At 72.3% G+C, this 18,447-nt stretch carries 14 protein-coding genes and 1 pseudogene; 8 read left to right on the top strand and 7 right to left on the bottom strand.

Going from position 1 to position 18,447, the window contains the following annotated elements; all coding sequences use genetic code 11:
* Window positions 1-25: 25 nt before the first annotated feature.
* Window positions 26-1,447: an MFS transporter gene (locus tag RM779_RS17820; RefSeq protein ID WP_311618702.1), complete on the bottom strand. Its 1,422-nt coding sequence runs from the start codon at window positions 1,445-1,447 to the stop codon at window positions 26-28.
* 136 nt (window positions 1,448-1,583) lie between these two features.
* On the opposite strand from RM779_RS17820, the gene RM779_RS17815 reads away from it, so the two are divergent.
* Together RM779_RS17815 and RM779_RS17810 are read left to right on the top strand one after the other, a co-directional pair.
* Window positions 1,584-1,952 carry a tetratricopeptide repeat protein gene (locus RM779_RS17815; protein ID WP_311618701.1) on the top strand — a complete coding sequence of 123 codons (369 nt, stop codon included), beginning with the start codon at window positions 1,584-1,586 and terminating at the stop codon, window positions 1,950-1,952.
* Between the two features lie 37 nt (window positions 1,953-1,989).
* On the top strand, window positions 1,990-3,030 hold the full coding sequence (locus RM779_RS17810) for a hypothetical protein (RefSeq protein WP_311618700.1): 1,041 nt from the start codon (window positions 1,990-1,992) through the stop codon (window positions 3,028-3,030).
* Here the strand turns inward: RM779_RS17810 and RM779_RS17805 are convergent.
* The 3 genes from RM779_RS17805 to RM779_RS17795 form a co-directional block, all read right to left on the bottom strand.
* Window positions 3,003-4,850: a transketolase gene (locus RM779_RS17805; RefSeq protein ID WP_311618699.1), complete on the bottom strand. Its 1,848-nt coding sequence runs from the start codon at window positions 4,848-4,850 to the stop codon at window positions 3,003-3,005. The two genes, RM779_RS17810 and RM779_RS17805, sit on opposite strands and share 28 nt — an antisense overlap.
* Window positions 4,851-4,988: 138 nt before the next feature.
* A complete protein-coding gene (locus RM779_RS17800) occupies window positions 4,989-6,164 on the bottom strand; it encodes a baeRF2 domain-containing protein (protein WP_311618698.1) in 1,176 nt (391 codons plus the stop codon).
* Window positions 6,165-6,166: 2 nt separating this feature from the next.
* On the bottom strand, window positions 6,167-6,709 hold the full coding sequence (locus RM779_RS17795) for a type 1 glutamine amidotransferase domain-containing protein (RefSeq protein ID WP_311618697.1): 543 nt from the start codon (window positions 6,707-6,709) through the stop codon (window positions 6,167-6,169).
* 124 nt (window positions 6,710-6,833) lie between these two features.
* Here RM779_RS17795 and ligD point away from each other — a divergent pair, with 124 nt between their 5' ends.
* On the top strand, window positions 6,834-7,775 hold the full coding sequence (gene ligD, locus RM779_RS17790) for a non-homologous end-joining DNA ligase (protein WP_311618696.1): 942 nt from the start codon (window positions 6,834-6,836) through the stop codon (window positions 7,773-7,775).
* On the opposite strand, the gene RM779_RS33750 is transcribed toward ligD, so the two are convergent.
* Both RM779_RS33750 and RM779_RS33745 read right to left on the bottom strand, forming a co-directional pair.
* Window positions 7,717-8,064: a BTAD domain-containing putative transcriptional regulator gene (locus RM779_RS33750; RefSeq protein WP_394813323.1), complete on the bottom strand. Its 348-nt coding sequence runs from the start codon at window positions 8,062-8,064 to the stop codon at window positions 7,717-7,719. The two genes, ligD and RM779_RS33750, sit on opposite strands and share 59 nt — an antisense overlap.
* 20 nt (window positions 8,065-8,084) lie before the next feature.
* Window positions 8,085-8,354: pseudogene (locus RM779_RS33745) on the bottom strand (AfsR/SARP family transcriptional regulator); the annotation flags it as partial.
* 692 nt (window positions 8,355-9,046) lie between these two features.
* Between RM779_RS33745 and RM779_RS17780 the strand changes: the two are divergent.
* Window positions 9,047-11,815 (top strand): helix-turn-helix transcriptional regulator, encoded by a 2,769-nt coding sequence (locus RM779_RS17780; protein WP_311618695.1) that lies wholly within the window; start codon window positions 9,047-9,049, stop codon window positions 11,813-11,815.
* A 1-nt stretch (window position 11,816) separates the two neighbouring features.
* On the opposite strand, the gene RM779_RS17775 is transcribed toward RM779_RS17780, so the two are convergent.
* On the bottom strand, window positions 11,817-12,788 hold the full coding sequence (locus RM779_RS17775) for a TIGR03557 family F420-dependent LLM class oxidoreductase (RefSeq protein ID WP_311618694.1): 972 nt from the start codon (window positions 12,786-12,788) through the stop codon (window positions 11,817-11,819).
* Between the two features lie 711 nt (window positions 12,789-13,499).
* Here RM779_RS17775 and RM779_RS17770 point away from each other — a divergent pair.
* From RM779_RS17770 to RM779_RS17755, 4 genes are all read left to right on the top strand, one after another.
* A complete protein-coding gene (locus tag RM779_RS17770; RefSeq protein ID WP_311618693.1) occupies window positions 13,500-14,501 on the top strand; it encodes a LacI family DNA-binding transcriptional regulator in 1,002 nt (333 codons plus the stop codon).
* Between the two features lie 68 nt (window positions 14,502-14,569).
* Window positions 14,570-16,258, top strand: coding sequence for an ABC transporter substrate-binding protein (locus RM779_RS17765; protein ID WP_311618692.1), 1,689 nt, complete (start codon window positions 14,570-14,572; stop codon window positions 16,256-16,258).
* Between the two features lie 113 nt (window positions 16,259-16,371).
* Window positions 16,372-17,469, top strand: coding sequence for an ABC transporter ATP-binding protein (locus RM779_RS17760; protein WP_311618691.1), 1,098 nt, complete (start codon window positions 16,372-16,374; stop codon window positions 17,467-17,469).
* Window positions 17,466-18,446 (top strand): ABC transporter permease, encoded by a 981-nt coding sequence (locus tag RM779_RS17755; protein ID WP_311618690.1) that lies wholly within the window; start codon window positions 17,466-17,468, stop codon window positions 18,444-18,446. The genes RM779_RS17760 and RM779_RS17755 overlap by 4 nt, the downstream gene beginning before the upstream one ends.
* Window position 18,447 lies beyond the last annotated feature (1 nt).

Here is an 18,447-nt window from a genome sequence, read left to right as displayed (position 1 = left end):
CCCCGCCCCCGCCCCCGCCCCCGCCTCACGAGGTGGGCGCGGGGGCGGTCTGCCCCTCGTCCTCGGTCGGCAGGCGGCGCGTGGCGCGCTCCGCCGTGCCGACCGCCCAGCGGCCCGTCGTCACCACGCCGAGGATCAGCACGACGATGCCGCAGCCGGCGATGACCCACAGGCCGGCCGTCCGCGACCCGGCGACGAGCACCGTGCCGACCAGGGCGACGCCGAGGGCGGAGCCCACCTGGCGGCCGGTCGAGGCGATCCCCGCGGCCACGCCCGACTGTGCCCGCGGCATGCCCGTGACCGCGGTGTTGGTGATCGGGGCGTTCACCAGACCGAAGCCGATCCCGAACGTCACGTACGCCGTGAACAGCACCGGCAGCGGCGTGCCCGCGTCCAGGCCGGTCAGCAGGAAACCGCTGAAGGCGATGGCGATTCCGGCCGGGACCAGCGGTACCCGCGGCCCGATACGGCCCACCAGATACCCGGACAGCGGCGCGAAGAACAGCGTCATGCCGGCCATCGGCAGCAGGTACAGGCCCGCCTCCAGCGCCGACAGGCCCCGCGTGTCCTGGAGGTAGAGCGTGTTGAGGAACAGGAAGCCGCCGAGCGCGGCGAAGGCCGCCATGGCGATGACGAACGCGCCGGTGAAGGGCGCGCTCCGGAAGAACCGCAGTTCGAGCAGCGGCTCGCGGCGGCGCGGCTCGTACACCAGCAGAGCGGCCAGCGCGCCGAGGGCGACGGCGAAGCACGCCGGCATCACCGGCGAACCCCACCCGTCGTGCCCGCCCTCGATGATGCCGAACGTCAGCGAGCCCAGCAGCACGATCACCAGCAGCTGCCCGACCGGGTCGATGCGGCGCGGCCTGGCGGCGCGGGATTCGGGCACGTAGCGGGCGGTGAGGAACAGCGCGGCCAGGCCGATGGGCAGGTTCAGCCAGAAGATGGCCCGCCAGCCGAAGGCGTGGGTCAGCGCACCGCCCAGGATCGGGCCGATCGCCATGGAGATCCCCACCACCCCGCCCCACACCCCGATGGCGCGGGCCAGCTCGCGCGGCTCGCGGAAGGTGTTGGTGATGATCGACATGGCCACCGGGTTCAGCATCGAGCCCCCGACGGCCTGCGCCGCTCTGAAGACGATCAGCCAGCCGAGCCCTGGCGCCAGCGCGCACAGCAGCGAACCGGCGGTGAAGAGCACAAGACCCGTCCGGAAGACCCGCCGCCGGCCGATCCGGTCCGCCGTCGAGCCGGACAGCATGAGGAAGGAGGCCAGCACCACGGTGTAGATGTCGATCGTCCACTGGAGCCCCGAGACGTCCGCGTCCAGCTCTTGCCGCAGCGACGGCAGCGCGACGTTCAGTGCGGTCACGTCCAGGCTGACGATCAGCAGGCTCATGCAGCAGATCGCCAGCACCAGGTACGGCCGGGGCCGGCCGGGGCTGTCAGGCATGGGCATGTCTTATCAGGCCGCGCGGGGTAGCGTCGGGAGGAGCGGGGAATCCCAGGAGGGAATAGCGGCCTCCCGCGCAGCGTTGGGCCGACCCCGGCACACCTGCCGGCCGCCGACCGCCGACCCAGGAGGGCCCGTGCCCGACGCCACTCCCGAGACCCACGTCATCGCCTACCGCGCGGCGGAAGCGCTCCTCGAAGCCCGCGACCCGCGCGGGGCCCTGAAGCTGCTCGACCCGCTGATCACCGTGCACCCGGAGAACACCGCGGCCCGCCTGCTGCGCGCCCGCGCCTTCTTCCTGGGCGCCCAGCTCCGCCTGGCCGAGCTGGAGTTCCAGCTCGTGCTCGAGCGCGAGCCGGACAACTCCTTCGCGCACTTCGCGCTGGGCAGGACCCTGGAGCGCGCCGGCCGTGACGCCGAGGCGCTGCGGCACTTCAGGCTCGCCGCGGCGCTCGACCCGCGCCCCGACTACGTGACCGCCGCCCGCTTCGAAGAAACCCCCTGAGGCCCGCCCGCCGCGCGCCCGAGACAGAATGACGAACATGGACGCGAACGAGGCACGCGCGGCGGCGGCGGACTGGGTGGCACGGCACGGCCGCGAGCGGCCGGGTTTCCACGGCGCCTACTTCAGCGGATCGACGATCGCCCTGGCGCCGGACGAGCCCGTTCCGCCGGGCTCCGACGTCGACATCGTGCTCGTCGTCGACGATCAGGACCCGGGGCCCAAACCCGGCAAGTTCCTGTACCGCGGCGCGCTCCTCGAAGTCACCCTGCTGCCCGCGGAACTGCTGGCCTCGGCCGAGGACGTGCTCTCCCAGCACCACCTCGCGCCCTCCCTGCGCACCGACACCCTCATCGCCGACCCCACGGGCCGCCTGCGCGCCCTGCACGAGGAGATCGCCCGCCGCTTCGCCGAGCCGCACTGGGTGCGCCGCCGCTGCGCGTCCGCGCTGCGGATCGTGGAGGACGGGCTCGGCGGCCTCGACACCACGGCCCCCTGGCCGCAGGCCGTCACGGCCTGGCTGTTCCCCACCGGCGTCACCACGCAGGTGCTGCTCGTCGCGGGGCTGCGCAACCCCACCGTGCGGCTGCGCTACGTGGCGGCCCGCGAACTGCTCGCGGAACACGGCCTCCTGGACCGCCACGAGGAGCTGCTCGCCCTCCTCGGCAGCGCCGCCCTCACCGCCGGGCGCGCCGAACACCACCTGCACGCGCTGGCCCGCACCTTCGACGCCACCGCGGCCGTGGCCCGCACCCCGTTCTTCTTCAGCTCCGACATCACCCCGGCGGCGCGGCCCATCTCGATCGACGCCATCCTCGGCCTGATCCGCGCCGGCCTGCACCGCGAGGTCGCTTTCTGGATAGCGGCGACGTTCGCCCGCTGCCACACCATCCTCGACGCCGACGCGCCCGAGGCGCTGCGCCGCGACCACGCGGGGCCCTTCGCGGACTTCCTCGCCGACCTCGGCATCACCTCGGCCGCCGACCTGGAATCCCGCGCCAAGGACGTCCTGGCCTATCTGCCCGTGCTGACGGGGACGACGGAGGCCGTTTTTCACGCGACGGTCGGCTCGTCGAGCTGACGCCGCACCGCCGCCACGATCGCCGCGGCGTCGATCCCCGCGTCGCGCAGCTGCTCCTCGGGGCTCGCCGAGCCCGGCATCGTCTCCACCGCCAGCCGGATCAGCCGCGGAACGGGCCGCCCGTCGGTGAACGCGTCCAGCACCGCGTCGCCGATGCCGCCCTCCGGGCGATGGTCCTCGACCGTCAGCAGGCAGCCGGTGGCCTCCGCGGCCTCCAGCAGCGCATGCGCGTCGACGGGCTTCACCGAGTACAGGTCGAGCACGCGCACCCGGATGCCGTCCGCCGCCAGCCGGTCGGCCGCGGTCAGCGCCTCGTGCACCGTCACCCCGGCGGCCACCACGGTCAGCCGGTCCTCGTCGGAGGAACGCAGCAGCTTGCTGCCGCCCACCGGGAACTCCTCGTCAGGGCCGTAGATCACCGGGCTGCCGCCGCGGGACGTCCGCAGGTACCTGATGCCGCCGCCGTCGGCCATGGCGGCCACCAGCTTCGCCGTCTGGTTGCCGTCGCACGGGTACAGCACCGTGCTGCCGTGCACCGAGCGGAACATCGCCAGATCCTCAAGACCCATCTGGGAGGGGCCGTCCTCGCCGATGGCCACCCCGGCGTGCGATCCGGCCAGGCTGAGGCTCGCGCGGCTCACCGCGGCCATGCGGATGAAGTCGTGCGCCCGGGTGAGGAACGCGGCGAACGTCGAGGCGAACGGCGTCCAGCCGCGGACCTGCATGCCCACCGCCGTGGCCACCAGCTCCTGTTCCGCGATGTAGCACTCGAAGAACCGGTCGGGGTGCTGCTTGGCGAAGAACTCCGACCGCGTGGAGTCGCTGACCTCGCCGTCCAGCGCGACCACGTCGCCGCGGTCGGCGCCCACGGCGGCCAGCGCTTCCCCGTACGCGTTGCGGGTGGCGACCTTCTCACCCTTCGACCAGCGCGGCAGGTCGGCGTGCACCCCGTGCGCCTGCCGGGGAGCGGTGGTCGCGGCCGGCCGTTCCACCTCGATCCGCAGATCGCGGACCCCGCCCAGCTCGGCTATCGCCTCGTCGGTGTCCGGCACCGGCTTGCCGTGCATGCCCTCCCGGTCCTGCACGGCGGACACGCCGCGGCCCTTCTGCGTGTGGGCCAGGACGACCGTCGGCCGGTCGGTGACGCCGGCCGCCTCGATGTAGGCGGCGTCGATCGCCGCCGGATCGTGGCCGTCCACCTCGACGGTGTGCCAGCCGAACGCGTCGGCGCGGCGCGCGTACGCGTCCAGGTCCCACTGGTGGCGGGTCGGGCCGCGCTGGCCGAGGCGGTTGACGTCGACCACGAGCGTCAGGTTCGACAACTGCTCGAACCCCGCGTGCTCGAACGCCTCCCAGTTGGAGCCCTCGGCCAGCTCGCTGTCCCCGCACAGCACCCACACCCGGTACGGCATGGGGTCGAGCCGGCGCCCCGCCAGCGCGATGCCGACGCCCACGGGCAGCCCCTGCCCGAGAGAGCCGGTCGCGACATCCACCCACGGCAGCCTGGGCGTGGGATGCCCCTCCAGGCGGCTGCCCGAGGCGCGGAAGGTCATCAGCTCCTCGTCCGTGATCGCCCCGGCCGCCTTGTACGCGGCGTACAGCAGCGGCGACGCGTGCCCCTTGGACAGGATCAGATGGTCGTTGCCCGGATGGTCGGGCCAGTCGAAGTCGTACCGCAGGTGGCGTGCCAGCAGCACGGCCATCAGGTCCGCCGCGGACATCGACGAGGTGGCGTGCCCGGACGCGGCGTGCGACGTGGCACGCACCGCGTCCACGCGGAACTGCTGCCCGAGCTCGGCCAGGTCCTGGTCAGTGGTCATGCGGTCCTCCTCGAATGGGCCGGCCGGTGGGGAAGTCCGTGCGCGGGTACCCCCCGCCCGGCGCGCTGAAAACGCCGCCGGCCCCGGCCCCGGCACGGGGCCGGGCCGGATCGGCCAAGCGCGGGGCGGCGCGGGGCCTCACCGCTCGGGCCGGGCGCCGCCACCGGGGACCGCACCCTGGTACGGCCAGCGCAGCAGCGCGCCGAGCCCGCCGACCGGCACGGCCCCATCCGCGCCGCGCCGCCCGCCGTCCCCGGCCGGCAGCCCGATCACCGCGGCGCCGGTGGCGGCGGCCGAACGCAGCAGCGCGTCGTCCGCGCGGGCGGCCGCGGGCAGCGGCTCGCCGAGGTACTGCGACTCGGAACGGCGCATCGCCAGCTGATCGGGCTCGGGGCCGACCCAGACGTCGTGGTGCAGGTCGGCGCCGCCCGGCCGCAGCAGCAGCTCGTCGATGCGGTGCTCGCGCGCGGCATCCACCAGCGCGGGCACGCCCTCGGCGGCGTCGATGCGGTCCCCGGCCGGGGCGCGGCCGGCGCGGAAGCGGCTCAGCGCCTCCTCGGCGTGCGCGCGGCTCCGGTCGGCGCGGGCCCGTTCCACGTCCGCGTCCAGCAGTTCCTGGGACGACCCGGCCGCCCGGCCGCCGTGCTCGCTCTCGACGGCCGCCGCGCGCAGTTCCTCGGGCAGGCGGTCGCGCACGGCCCGCCGCTCCCGCGGGTCCCCGGCCAGGACCAGGATTTCCGCCTCCGTACGACCGGCCTCGTCGGCCAGCGTCCGGGCGATGAGGGCCGCGTTCTCCTCCCAGGTGTTCTCCACGGCGAGCTGGAAATGGCGTTCGGACCAGTCGTCGCGGCCGGTGCGGTGCAACGGCCACTGCTGCCCTGTGACCTCGCCCGCCGGGCGCGGCCTGCCGTGCCCGCCGCGCAGCTGGAGGTCCGCGCCCTTGCGGTCCACGAACGCGACCAGGCACGCGGGCTCGCCGCCGTACTCCAGCAGCGGGGCCAGGCGCGGCAGTACGGCCCAGTCCGCCGTGGGCGGGGCGGGCGGCGGCGAGGCCAGCGGCACGTCGAGGACGACCTCGCCGTCCGTGGCGAACACCGCCCGCCCGGCGTCGTCGCGGGAGGCCCCGGCGAGCGCGCCGTACACGGCGTGGCACGTCGCCTCGTCCGCGCCGAGGCCCGCCAGCCGGTCGCCCGCGTCGCGGGCCTGGAGCTCCTGGACCGCCACCGCGTCCTCCGCGATCGCGGAAGTGTCCATGTACACCGAGGCCCAGGGCCCCGGCCGGTGCAGCAGCGGGTTGAGGAATCCGAGATTCATGGTTATGCGGCGACCTTTCCGAACTCGCGCAGCATCGCCTCGCCGAAGTAGTCGAGGTCGGCCGGCTTCCGGCTGCTGACCAGGGTGTTGGGCCCTTCGTGGCAGACCTGCACCTGCTCGTCCACCCAGGTGCCCCCGGCGTTGCGGATGTCGGTCTGCAGGCTGGGCCACGAGGCCAGGGTGCGCCCGCGCACGACATCGGCCTCGATCAGCGTCCACGGCGCGTGGCAGATCGCGGCGACCGGCTTGCCGGCGTCGAAGAAGCCCTTGGCGAAGGCCACCGCCCCGGGGTGCGTCCTGAGCGCGTCCGGGTTCGCGACACCGCCGGGAAGCACGAGCGCCTCGAACCCGTCCACGGACACCTCGTCCACGGTGCCGTCCACGGGGAACGTGTCCGCCTTGTCGAGGTGGTCGAACGCCTGGATGGTGCCGGGGCTTGTGGAGATCAGCTGAGGCGTCTCGCCCGTCTCGGTACACGCCCGCCAGGGCTCGGTCAGCTCGATCTGCTCCACACCTTCCGGTGCCATCAGGAATGCGATACGCATGGGGTTTCACCGTCCTTCGTGCCTGTCGGGTCTGTGGCCCGCGACCCGGGTAACCGGCGGGGCGGGCAGGAAACCCGGGCGCGTGGCGTTTTCCGGCCATGGGCCGGGGAACCCGTCGTCGGCCATGAGCGCACGAAGCGGACGGTACGAGGTCCGGGCCGGCGGGCGGCGGGTCGCCGTCACCCGCCCGGACAAGGAGATGTTCCCCGAGGAGGGGATCACGAAGGCGGACCTGGTCGACTACTACCGGTCCGTCGCCCGTCCCATGCTCACGCACCTGCGCGACCGGCCGGTGGCGATGGAGCGGTACCCGGACGGCTACCGGGGCAGGTCCTTCTTCCACAAGGACGTGCCGGACTACTTCCCCGACTGGATACACCGCCTCGAAGTCCCCAAGGAGGGCGGCACGCTGGACATGGCCGTGTGCGACGACGCGGCCACCCTGGCCTACCTGGCCAATCAGGCGTGCCTCACCCCGCACGCGTGGCTCAGCCGCACCGGCGGCCTCGACCGGCCGGACCGGCTGATCTTCGATCTCGACCCGCCGGGCGACGACTTCGGGGTGGTGCGATGGGCCGCCTTCACCGTCCGTGACCTGCTCCGCGACGTCGGCCTGCGCCCCGCGCCCATGACGACCGGCTCCCGCGGGGCGCACGTGCTGGCGCCCCTGGACGGCAAGGCCGGCTTCGACGAGGCGCGGGACTTCGCCCGGCTCGCCGCGGAGGTGCTGGCCGCGCGCCACCCGGACCGGCTGACCACCGAGATCCGCAAGAACCGGCGCGGCGGCCGGCTCTACCTCGACGTCCAGCGCAATGCCTACGCGCAGACCGCCGTCGCCCCCTACGCCGTCAGGGCCCGCCCGCACGCCCCCGTGGCCACCCCGCTCACGTGGGACGAACTCGCGGACGAGCGCATCGGTCCCCGGCATTTCACGCTGCGTACCCTGCCGGCGCGTCTCGAACAGCGGGGTGACCCCTGGGCCGGGCTGCGCCGCGACCGGCGCTCGCTCACCGCGGCACGCCGCCGTCTCGACCGGCTGGCCCTGGGGCGGCGTCCCCGGCCCTGATCCGGCTGTGCAGCTGGGGCAGGCTCCGGCCCGGCTCGATGCCGAGCTCGTTGGCCAGTGTGCTCCGCATGCGTTCGAAGGCACCCAGCGCGTCGGTCTGACGGCCCGTGCGGTACAGAGTGACCATCAGGTGGGCGTGTATGTCCTCGCGCAGTGGGAAGTCGCCTGCGAGCTCCTGGAGTTCACCGACCAGCGAGCCGTGCATGCCCGGCGTTCGAGTGCGGCGACGCGCAGCTCGGCCAGCCGCACCGCCGCGCTTCCGAGCAGTGCGCCGTGCGGGGTGTCGCACAGCAGCGGACCGCGCCACAGCGCGAGCGCCCGCCGTTCAAGTGCGGCGGCCTCCTCGTAGTCGCGCCGCTGCATGGCCTCTCCGCCACGCCCGTGCAGCTCCTCGAATTCGGTCAGGTCGAGTTGATTTGGTGTCAGCCGCAGCAGGTAGCCGGGGCGTCGCGTGGTCAGCGAGGCGCGTCGTCCGGCCTCCGGGTCGGCTGCGTGCAGCAGCTTGCGGAGCTGCGATATGTACACCTGGAGCGTGGTCGCCGCCGTGCGCGGCGGCGCGTCACGCCACAGTTCGTCGATCAGGGTGGTCGCACCTCGTTCCCTTCATCCGGCCGAAACCGTTCTCAACGGTGGGGGGACGAGGCACCCTCACGGGCCAACAAGCCCCCTGTTCGCCCTGTTCGTCTCGCACGGCGTCCCGCGCGCCGAGGCCGCGCCGCGGGGGGGTGGAGGGGAATACGGAAGGCGCGTGGGCCGGGTGTTCGCCCGTGGGGCCGATGTGAAAGGGTGATTCCGCTTGTGTGGATCGCGAGCGGCCCGGACGGCTTATGCCGTGGCGCGTCAAATATTGTTCAGCCGGCGAATTTTCGAGAGGCGGTGAACCGTGCGCTTGCTGTCGCCGGAGCACTTCCCGCGGGGCCGCCCGAAGATTGCCACTGTGTTGCGCAGGCGCCTCCGTCGGGTGGCCATCGCATGTCACATGCCTGACGTTTCTGTTGCTTTTTATCCGATCTCACGTCCTTTTCTGTCCTTCGTGCCGTATCGCCACGCCGGTGCGTCGCCATCCGGTTGCTGGATGTAGTAGTGCAGGGTTAATAAAGGCCCTTAAAAGCTGAGAGGTCGGTTAGGTCTTTCTTGTCGCATTGGTAGGCTTTGCGTCCAGCGGGCCTCAAGGCCTTTGGTTGACAGGGGCGCCGCGTACAGGGTTGTATCGAGACTGGTTGTTCCGTTCATCGGTCATGGGTTCGGGAAGCTGGGGACAAAGGTTCTGCATGCTGCACACAGGCCTCCGGGAATTGAAATCTGCGCTCGCTGAATCGGCATTAGGCAAGGCGCGAATAGTCGTCATAGAAGGCCCGGCCGGCTTCGGCAAGAGCGAACTCCTGGAAGCCATCGCGGCCCATGCGGCCGACGAAGCGGCCGTCGTTCTGCGGGCCGCCGCCCTGCGGTCGGAGGACTCTCTCCCCCTGGCCGTCCTGCGGCAGCTCGTCAACTGCCCGACGCTGCCCGCCCCCGCGGCGGAACGGCTGCGGACCCTCGTGGACGACGCCCAGGCGGCGGCGACGCCCGGCAGCGGCGACCCGGAGACTCCCGCGCGCACCGCCCGCATGCAGAAGCTGGGCACGGCCTTCCACGACCTGATGCGCGACCGGCTGGTCGTCATCGCCGTGGACGACCTCCAGTTCGTCGACGCGCCCTCGCTCCAGTACCTCCTGTACCTGGCCGGCCGCTCCCGCGGCGCCCGCCTGCTCATGGTCCTCACCGAGGCCCTGTACCACCATCAGCGCGACCCGGCCTACCGCACCGAATTCCTGCGCCAGCCGCACTTCCGGCGCCTGCGGCTGCACTCCCTCGGCCGCCGGGACGTCGCGGCGCTGCTCACCCGGGACGGCTGCCCGCCGCCCGACGAGCGCACCGTCCAGGAGTGCTGGCAGGTCACCGGCGGCAATCCGCTCCTGGTGCGCGCGCTGCGCGAGGAGCACGCCACGGCACCGGCCGGGCCACCCGCCCAGCCGGACCCCCTGCGGCCCGTCACCAGCGAGGCGTTCGTCCTGGCCGTGCTGACCTGTGTGGACCGCAGCGGGCCGACGGCCGCCAAGGTCGCCGAGGCCCTCGCGATCCTCGGCGGCCTGAGCGGCCTCGACCGCCTCGGCAAGCTCTGCGGGCTCACCGGCACCGCCACCGCGCAGGGGCTGCGCGCCCTCCAGGCCGCGGCCGTCATCGACGGGCACCGCTTCCGCCACCCCGCCACCCGCGTGGGCGTTCTGGAGGGCATGGACGCCGCCCGCCGACGGGAGTTGAACGGCAGGGCCGCCGTCCTCCTGCGCGCCGACGGCGCCTGCGCCGCGGACATCGCCCACCACGTGCGCCGCGCCGAGGGCATCGACGAGCCGTGGTGCGTCTCCGTGCTCCAGGACGCGGCCGAGGAGGCGCTCGCGGAGGACGACGACCGGCTCGCGGCCGACTACCTCGACCTGGCCCACGGCATGTCGACCGAGCCGAGGCGCCGCGTCGAGATCCGCGTCAGGACGGCAATGGTCCTGCGGCGCAGCAACCCCTCGGCCTCCGAACGGGTCGCCGAGGAGCTGCTCGACCTGATGCGGGCCGGCCGGGTGCCGGAGGACCAGCTGTTCATGCTGGCCGACCTGTTCGTGCGCCACCGGCGGCTCACCGAGGTCAACGAGATCCTCGCCGCGCTGCGGGACAAGACGCCCCCGCAGACGCCGATGGCCTTCGCCTGGTCGGACAGCGGGCTGACGGCCGCCGTCGACCCCTACAGCCCGGCGCCCACCGCGCCCGAGGGCGAGGGGCGCAGGCCGCCGCTCACCGAGGCGAGGAACCGGGAGAGCCTCAAACCCTGGAGCACCCTCGTCGCGGGCGACCACGACAAGATCAGCGTCGCCGCCGAGGAGCTGCTGCGGCGGTCCGTGCTCACCGACGCGACGATCGAGCCGATCCTCAGCGCCGCCAAGTGCCTGCACTTCGCGGGCAAGGTGGACAAGGCGCGCCACTGGACCGAGACGCTGCTGAAGGAGTGCCTGCGCAGGAACGCGGGCGGCTGGCACGCGATGGTCTCCATCCTGGGGGCCGACATCGCCTTCCAGCAGGGGGACCTCGCCGAGGTCCTGGTCATCGTGGACAGCGGACTCGCGGGCCTCCAGGACCGGCAGGGCAGCGTCCTGGCCAGCGGACTTCAGGCGATGAAGGCACTCGCCCAGACGGCCATGGGGGACTTCGAGGCGGTGGCCAAGGAGCTGAACCGCACGGCCCCGCGCGCGCTGTTCGGCAGCATCAACGGGGTCGTGCACCTGCGCGCCCGCGGCCACTACAACCTCGCCACCAACCGGCCGCATGCCGCCCTGGACGATTTTCTGGCCGTCGGGCGGCTGGTGGAGAGCTGGGGCATCGACCGGCCCTGGTGGGCGGCCTGGCGCAGCGACGCCGCGGAGGCGTGGCTCCAGCTCGGCCACTCGGAGGAGGCGCATCGGATGGCGCGGGAGGAGCTGGCCCTGACCGACCTCAGCCACGCCAGGGCGCGCGGCATCTGCCTGCGGCTGCTCGGTGTCTCGACCGATCCGGGCACGCGCCTGACGCTGCTGACCCGCGCGGTGCGGCAGTTGCAGCTCGCGGGGGACCGGCTGGAGCTGGCCAAGGCGCTCTTCGAGCTGTCGGAGACCCAGCGGCGTCTCGGGCACGTGGCCGAGGCCGCCGTCGGCTCGCGCCGGGCGTGGCAGCTGGCCAAGGACTGCCGGGCCGAGCCGCTGTGCGCCCGCATGCGGCTCAGCCAGGAGGAGCCGGCCTGGGAGGCCGTTCCGCAGGTGCCGGTGAAGGAGGGGAACGAAGCACTGCTCAGCGAATCGGAGAAGAAGGTCGCGGTGCTCGCCGCCTGCGGTTACACCAACCGCGACATCTCCTCCCGCCTGTACATCACCGTCAGCACCGTGGAGCAGCACCTCACCCGGGTCTACCGCAAGCTCAACATCGACGGCCGCCAGCAGCTGCCGGTCGACCTCCAGTTCGAGGTGAGCGAGATCAGCTGACTCAGCCCCGCGGCGTCAGGGCGCGCAGCCGCTGGTCGAGTTCGCGGTGGTAGAAGTCCGCGAAGCCGTCGGGGTCGGGGCCTGCGTTCTGCATCACCAGCCGGTCGAAGCCGGCGTCGACGTAGGTCTGGGCGACCTCGGCGTAACGGTCCGGGTCGGTGCCGCACGCGAACTGGGCGAGGATGTCCTCCTCGCGGACCGTCGCGGAGGCGGCCTCGAAGTTCACCGGGTTCGGCAGCTCGCTCATGACCTTCCAGCCGGTCACGGCCCACCGGCTGGTCTCCAGCGCCGCCGCGGCCGCGCGGTGGGTGTCCTCGGCCCAGGCGACCGGCACCTCGGCGTAGCGGGGCCCGGCGCCGCCGCTGTCGCGGTACCGCTGGACGATCTCCTGGCGCGGCTCGGTGGCGAACAGGCCGTCGCCGAGCGCGGCGGCGATCTCCGCCGCCTCCTCGCCGCCGGCGGCCACCGCGATCAGCGGCGGCGCGGCGGGCAGGTCGAAGATCCTGGCGTCCTCCACGCGCAGGTACCTGCCGTCGTAGGAGCGGTATCCGCCCCGCCACAGCAGGCGGATGATCTCCAGCGCCTCGCGCAGCATCTCGTGCCGTACGTGGACGGAGTCGGGGAAGCCGCGGCCGACCACGTGCTCGTTGAGCCGTTCCCCAGAGCCGATGCCGAGCGTGAACCTGCCGCCGGAGAGCAGGCCGAGGGTCGCGGCGGCCTGGGCCACGATCGCCGGGTGGTAGCGGACGGTGGGGCAGGTGACGCCCGTCGCCAGGCCGATGCGTTCGGTGCGGGCGGCGATGGCGCCCAGCACGCTCCAGGCGAAGGGTGAGTGCCCCTGGTTGTCGAGCCAGGGGTGGAAGTGGTCGCTGATCTCCACGAAGTCGAATCCGGACCGCTCCGCCAGCTCGGCCTGCCGCACCAGCTCTTCCGGTCCGTATCCCTCCGCCGCCAGCTTGTACCCGATCTGCATGTGCTCCTCAATTCCCGTGGCCGTGCCGCTGGTGCGCGCGTACGTCCCGCGCCCTGCCGGGCACGGTGCCAGGCGCGGGGAGGCGTCTTCGGCCGACAGGCCGCCCACCGGCGGCAGGTCCCCCGTACGGCCGACGGAGCGACCGTTCACGGTGCGAAGGCGGGTCGGAGCCGCGGCCGTCGAGCGACGGTGAACGTGCCGCATTTGAACACCTCTTGAGGCTCGCTCGGGTCCCGCTCGGGTCCCGCTCGCGGCCGGTGCCGCCCGGTGTCCGACGTCTCCGCAGGCCGCGCGCCCCCGGCCGTGACGGGCGCGCTCGAACGGCGCAGGGACGCGCGGGTCCACCGCCGCGTCCCGGCGGGCCGCGGCAGCCGTGAAAGCGTTCGCGGTCGTAACGGTCGGCGCCGCCGCGGCGGCGCGGGGAACGGGGTCCCGCCCGGCCGCCGCTTCGCCCGCGTGGAACCAAAGGCTCATCGTGACCACGACACACTTCTCGCTGGTCAGACCAAGTAAAAGGATTTATCACTTCACCTCTTGAAGGCAAAATCAAAAGTAGAGCGCTCTCAAAACAATCTGGTGTGATCTATTGACGGCTTGTGAGAGGCGCGGTTAACTCCCACGCAACTTCGCCGGAACCGGTTCCGGAACCGGTGTCGACGCTGCCGCCGCACGTGCGGCGCGCAGCCTGCTCAGCTGCCGAGGAGCCCGTCCATGCGTGTCACCATCGCCGATGTCGCCCGTAACGCGGCGGTCAGCAAGACCACGGTCTCGCGTGTGCTCAACGGCAAGGGCGAGGTGGACGCGGAGACCGCCGACCGGGTCCGCGCCGTCATCGCGAAGTTGGGCTACGTCCCCAGTTCGCGTGCCGTCGGCCTGGCGCGCGGCAGCAACCGCACCCTGGCCATGCTCGTTCCTTCGCTGACCTGGCCCTGGGTTGGGGAAGTGCTCCAGGGCGTCGCGGACACCGTCGAGGCGGCCGGGTACGGCCTGCTCCTCTTCACCTGCAACCGGGGTGAGGACTCGATGGCCCAGTTCACCAGCCAGGTGTCCGCGCGCGCCTTCGACGGGGTGCTGGTCATAGAGCCCGAGAACACGCTGCGTTCCATGGCCGCCCTGCACCGGCAGGGCCTGCCGCTGGTCATGGTCGACGACCGCGGGCAGCGCCCCGACTTCCCCTCCGTGGCGACCACCAACGCCGAGGGCGCCGCGGCCGCCGCCGCGCATCTGCTGGACTCCGGCCGCCGTGCCCCGCTGATCATCACCGGGCCCCGGCACTTCGGGTGTGTGCAGGACCGGCTGACGGGATTCGTCGGGGTGCTGCGCGAACGCGGGGTCGCCCAGCCCGCGGCCCGGGTCGCCGCGGGGGACTTCACCGTCCGCTGCGGCCAGACCGTGATCGAACGCGCCCTTACCGAGGGCATCCCCTTCGACTCCGTCTTCGCCCACAACGACCTCAGCGCCACCGGCGCCCTGCACGCCCTGCGCGCCGCCGGCCGCCGGGTGCCGGACGACGTCGCCGTCATCGGCTTCGACGACATCCCGATCGCCGCCTACACCGAGCCGCCGCTGACCACGGTCCGTCAGCCCATGCGAGCCATGGGGGAGGCGGCGGCCCGCCGCATGATCGAGCACCTCGGCGGCGTCACCCCGCTCCAGGCGGCCCCGACCGTCCTGCCCACCGAATTCGTCATCCGGTCCTCCGCTCCCGGCTGACGATCCCCACGGTCCCCCCGACATCCCAGCAGGTCCGACCCACAGTTCACGATCCCGGGAGTTTCCCCATGAGAGTCCATGCGCGAACGCGCAGTACCATCACGGCCGCCGGCAGCGCCCTGCTGGCACTCGCCGTGCTCGCCGGCTGTTCGGGCTCATCCGGCCCCGAGGGGCCGGGGAGCGGCAGCGGCGGCGTGCTGAACGTGGGCATGCCGAACGGGCCCCAGGCCAACAACAGCAACCCGTTCCTGGACACCTCGGCAGGCGCGTCGCTCGGCTACCGGGCCATGATCTACGAACCGCTCGCCATGACGAACGTGGTGCGGCCGGAGCAGGAGCCGAAGCCGTGGCTGGCCACCGCCTGGGAGTGGGCCGAGGACTTCACCTCGGTCAGCTTCACCATCCAGGACGGGCCCACCTGGTCGGACGAGGAGCCGTTCAGCGCCGAGGACGTCGCGTTCACCTTCGAGCTGCTCGCGAGCAACGACGCGCTCAACACCGCGGGCATCCCCTACGAGGACGTCGTCCTCGACGGCAGCACCGTCACCGTCAACTTTGCCGAATCCCAGTTCGTCAACCAGACGCGGATTCTTGACACCTACATCGTGCCCGAGCACATATGGGGCGAGCTGGACGCGCCGGAGACCTTCGAGAACCAGGAGCCGGTCGGCACCGGCCCCTACGTGCTGGAGAGCTTCACCCCGCAGACGGTGACGCTGACCCGCCGCGACTCCTACTGGCAGGACCTGCCGGCCGTCGAGGAGCTTCGGTACACCTCCTACAACGACAACAACGCGCAGACCACGGCCCTCGCCAACGGCGATACCGAGTGGTCGTTCGTCTTCATGCCCGACTACGAGAACGTCTTCGTCGACCGGGACCCGGAGAACCACAAACTGTGGTTCCCCACGGGGCTCGGCATTCACGGGCTGTGGATCAACGTGGAACGTGAGCCGTTCGACGATCCCGCGCTGCGCCGCGCGATGGCCATGGTGATCGACCGGCAGGCCATTCACGAGCAGGCGCACGCCGGCCTCTACCCGGCGCTGGAGAACCCGACCGGCCTGCCGCTGCCCGCGGGCGAGTCCTTCCTGGCGCCCGAATACCAGGGCGTCACGCAGGAGATCGACGTCGAGGGCGCCCGGCAGGTCCTTCAGGAGGCCGGGTACGAGCTGGACGGCGACACCCTCAACACCCCCGAGGGCGAACCCGTCAGCCTCACCCTGACCGACCCCGCCGGCTGGTCGGACTACCTGACCGCCCTGTCCATCATCTCCGACAACCTCGCCGAGATCGGCATCGAGGCCACCGTCGAGACGCAGACCGTGGACGCCTGGACCAACTCGGTGAACGCCGGCGGCTTCGACGCCACCCTGCACTGGACCAACACCGGCGCCACGCCGTACGACATGTACCAGCACATCATGGACGGCGACAGCTACAAGCCGATCGGTGAGGCCTCCCCGGCCGGCAACTTCGGCCGCTTCCAAGACGAAGAGGCCGACCAGGCGCTGGACGAGTACGCCAACGCGACCGACGAGGAGACCCGCACCGAGGCGCTCCACACCCTCCAGCGCATCCTCGTCGAAGAGGTCCCGATGATCCCGACCGTCGCCGGGCCCATCGGGGCGGAGTACAGCACGAAGAACTGGGTCGGCTGGCCCACCGAAGAGGACCCGTACGCGCCGCCGCAGCCCACGCAGCGCGGAGCGCTCGACGTCGTGCTGAACCTGGAGCCGGCCAACGCGGCCGACTGACACCGCCGTCAGCTGGTCCCGCACGCCCGCCCGCCCCCGCCGCAACCACCCGCGCGCCTGCCGCGGCGGGGGCGGGCGCCCCTCACGCCGCCCGTCACCCAAGGACATCCGTCATGCCCGAAAAACCTGATGCGCCCCGCGCCGCCCCCCATCCCGACGTGGTCCTCGAAGCCCGCGATCTCAGCAAGCACTTCCGGGTGCGGCGTACGCTGCGCAGCATCGCCGAACGCGACCGGCCCGTGGTCCACGCCGTCGACGACGTGTCGCTGCGGCTGCGCCGCGGCACCGTGACCGCCGTGGTGGGGGAGTCCGGCTCGGGGAAGTCCACCATCGCGCGGCTGCTCGCACAGCTCTACCCGGCGACCTCGGGCGAACTCCGCCTGTCGGGGAAGCCGGTGCGCGCCGCCCGCGGCAAGTCGTTCCGCGCATACTGCCGTCAGGTCCAGCTCATCTTCCAGGACCCCTTCGGCTCCCTCAACCCCACGCACACGGTGCGCTACCACCTCACGCGCGCCCTGCGCATCCACGGCCGCGCCGGCCGGACCGCCGCCGAGCTGGAGCAGGCCCTCACGGAGCTGCTTGGCCGCGTGCACCTCACGCCGCCGGACCGTTACGTCGACAAGTTTCCCCACGAGCTGTCCGGCGGCCAGCGCCAGCGCGTCGCCATCGCCCGCGCCATGGCCGCCGACCCCAAGGTTCTGCTGGCCGACGAGCCGGTGTCCATGCTGGACGTGTCCATCCGGCTCGGCATCCTCAACCTCCTGCGCGACCTCAAGGAACGCCTCGACCTGGCGATCCTGTACATCACCCACGACATCGCCTCCGCCCGCTACTTCGCCGACGAGACCCTGGTGATGTACGCGGGACGCATGGTCGAGGGCGGCGACAGCGAGACCGTCACCCAGCGGCCCGCCCACCCCTACACGCAGCTGCTCATCGGCTCCGCCCCCGACCCGGACCGCATCACCGGCGCGGGCGAGGAGCCCGGGGCCGGCGACGCCACCGAGGGCGAGGAGGCCGGCGGCGAGCCGCCCAGCCTCATATCGCCGCCCCCCGGCTGCCGGTTCCACCCGCGCTGCCCGATGGCGATGGCCCGCTGCCGCACCGACGTGCCGCCGCGCTTCGACCTCGCCGACGGCCAGTGGGCCGCCTGCTGGCTGTACGACGGCACCACCGAGGAGCGGCCCGCCCCCCAGGAGGCACCCGCGTGAGGTACCTCGTTCAACGCCTGGCGTTCTACGTCTTCACGGCCTGGGCGGCCATCACCATCAACTTCTTCATCCCGCGGATGATGCCGGGCGACCCCGTGCAGTCCCTGATCACCCGCTATCAGGGCCAGCTCAGCACCCAGGCCATCGACTCCCTGCGCACCCTGTTCGGCCTCGATCAGGAAGCGTCCCTGTGGCGGCAGTACCTGGACTACTGGGGCAACCTGTTCGACGGCGATCTGGGCACCTCGTTCACCTACTTCCCCACCGGCGTCTCGGAGATCATCGGGCAGAGCATGCCCTGGACGCTGTCGCTGATGGGGATCACCACCATCATCAGCTTTCTCCTCGGCACCGGGATCGGCGTCTACGCCGGGTGGCGGCGCGGCTCCTGGCTGGACGGCATGCTGCCCGTCACCACGTTCCTCTCGGCCATCCCCTACTTCTGGCTCGGCCTCATCGCCATCGCCCTGTTCGCGGTGCAGTGGCCGATCTTCCCCGCCTCGGGCGGCTACGACAACGGCCTGGTGCCCGAGTTCAGCTGGGATTTCATCTCCAGCGCCATCTACCACGGCGTCCTGCCGGGCGTCACCATCATCGTCAGCGCCATCGCCGGCTGGATACTCGGCATGCGCAACATGATGGTCTCCGTCTCCGCGGAGGACTACGTGCTCGTCGCGCACGCCAAGGGCCTGCCCGAGCGCCGCGTCATGTTCTCCTATGCCGCGCGCAACGCGATCCTGCCGAACATCTCCAACTTCGCGCTGTCCCTCGGCTTCATCGTCGGCGGCACCCTGCTGGTGGAGATGGTCTTCTCCTACCCCGGCATCGGCTACGTGCTGTTCCAGGGTGTCGGCGCCAAGGACTACCCCCTCATGCAGGGCGTCTTCCTCTTCATCACCCTCGCCGTGCTCGCCGCCAACCTCGTTGCCGACCTCGTGTACCTGCTCCTTGACCCACGCACCCGACGGGAGGCGTAGC

The organism is Streptomyces johnsoniae, assembly GCF_031845565.1.
Taxonomy (GTDB): domain Bacteria; phylum Actinomycetota; class Actinomycetes; order Streptomycetales; family Streptomycetaceae; genus Streptomyces; species Streptomyces johnsoniae.
This window is presented reverse-complemented; position numbering and strand designations above follow the sequence as displayed.

Bases quoted from the DNA above. Each gene is read 5' to 3' on its own strand.
- RM779_RS17810 (WP_311618700.1), top strand. From the start codon at position 1,990: ATGGACGCGAACGAGGCACGCGCGGCGGCGGCGGACTGGGTGGCACGG.
- RM779_RS17775 (WP_311618694.1), bottom strand. From the start codon at position 12,788: ATGCAGATCGGGTACAAGCTGGCGGCGGAGGGATACGGACCGGAAGAG.
- RM779_RS17795 (WP_311618697.1), bottom strand. From the start codon at position 6,709: ATGCGTATCGCATTCCTGATGGCACCGGAAGGTGTGGAGCAGATCGAG.
- RM779_RS17770 (WP_311618693.1), top strand. From the start codon at position 13,500: ATGCGTGTCACCATCGCCGATGTCGCCCGTAACGCGGCGGTCAGCAAG.
- RM779_RS17780 (WP_311618695.1), top strand. From the start codon at position 9,047: ATGCTGCACACAGGCCTCCGGGAATTGAAATCTGCGCTCGCTGAATCG.
- RM779_RS17805 (WP_311618699.1), bottom strand. From the start codon at position 4,850: ATGACCACTGACCAGGACCTGGCCGAGCTCGGGCAGCAGTTCCGCGTG.
- RM779_RS17765 (WP_311618692.1), top strand. From the start codon at position 14,570: ATGAGAGTCCATGCGCGAACGCGCAGTACCATCACGGCCGCCGGCAGC.
- RM779_RS17820 (WP_311618702.1), bottom strand. From the start codon at position 1,447: ATGCCTGACAGCCCCGGCCGGCCCCGGCCGTACCTGGTGCTGGCGATC.
- ligD (WP_311618696.1), top strand. From the start codon at position 6,834: ATGAGCGCACGAAGCGGACGGTACGAGGTCCGGGCCGGCGGGCGGCGG.
- RM779_RS17800 (WP_311618698.1), bottom strand. From the start codon at position 6,164: ATGAATCTCGGATTCCTCAACCCGCTGCTGCACCGGCCGGGGCCCTGG.
- RM779_RS17760 (WP_311618691.1), top strand. From the start codon at position 16,372: ATGCCCGAAAAACCTGATGCGCCCCGCGCCGCCCCCCATCCCGACGTG.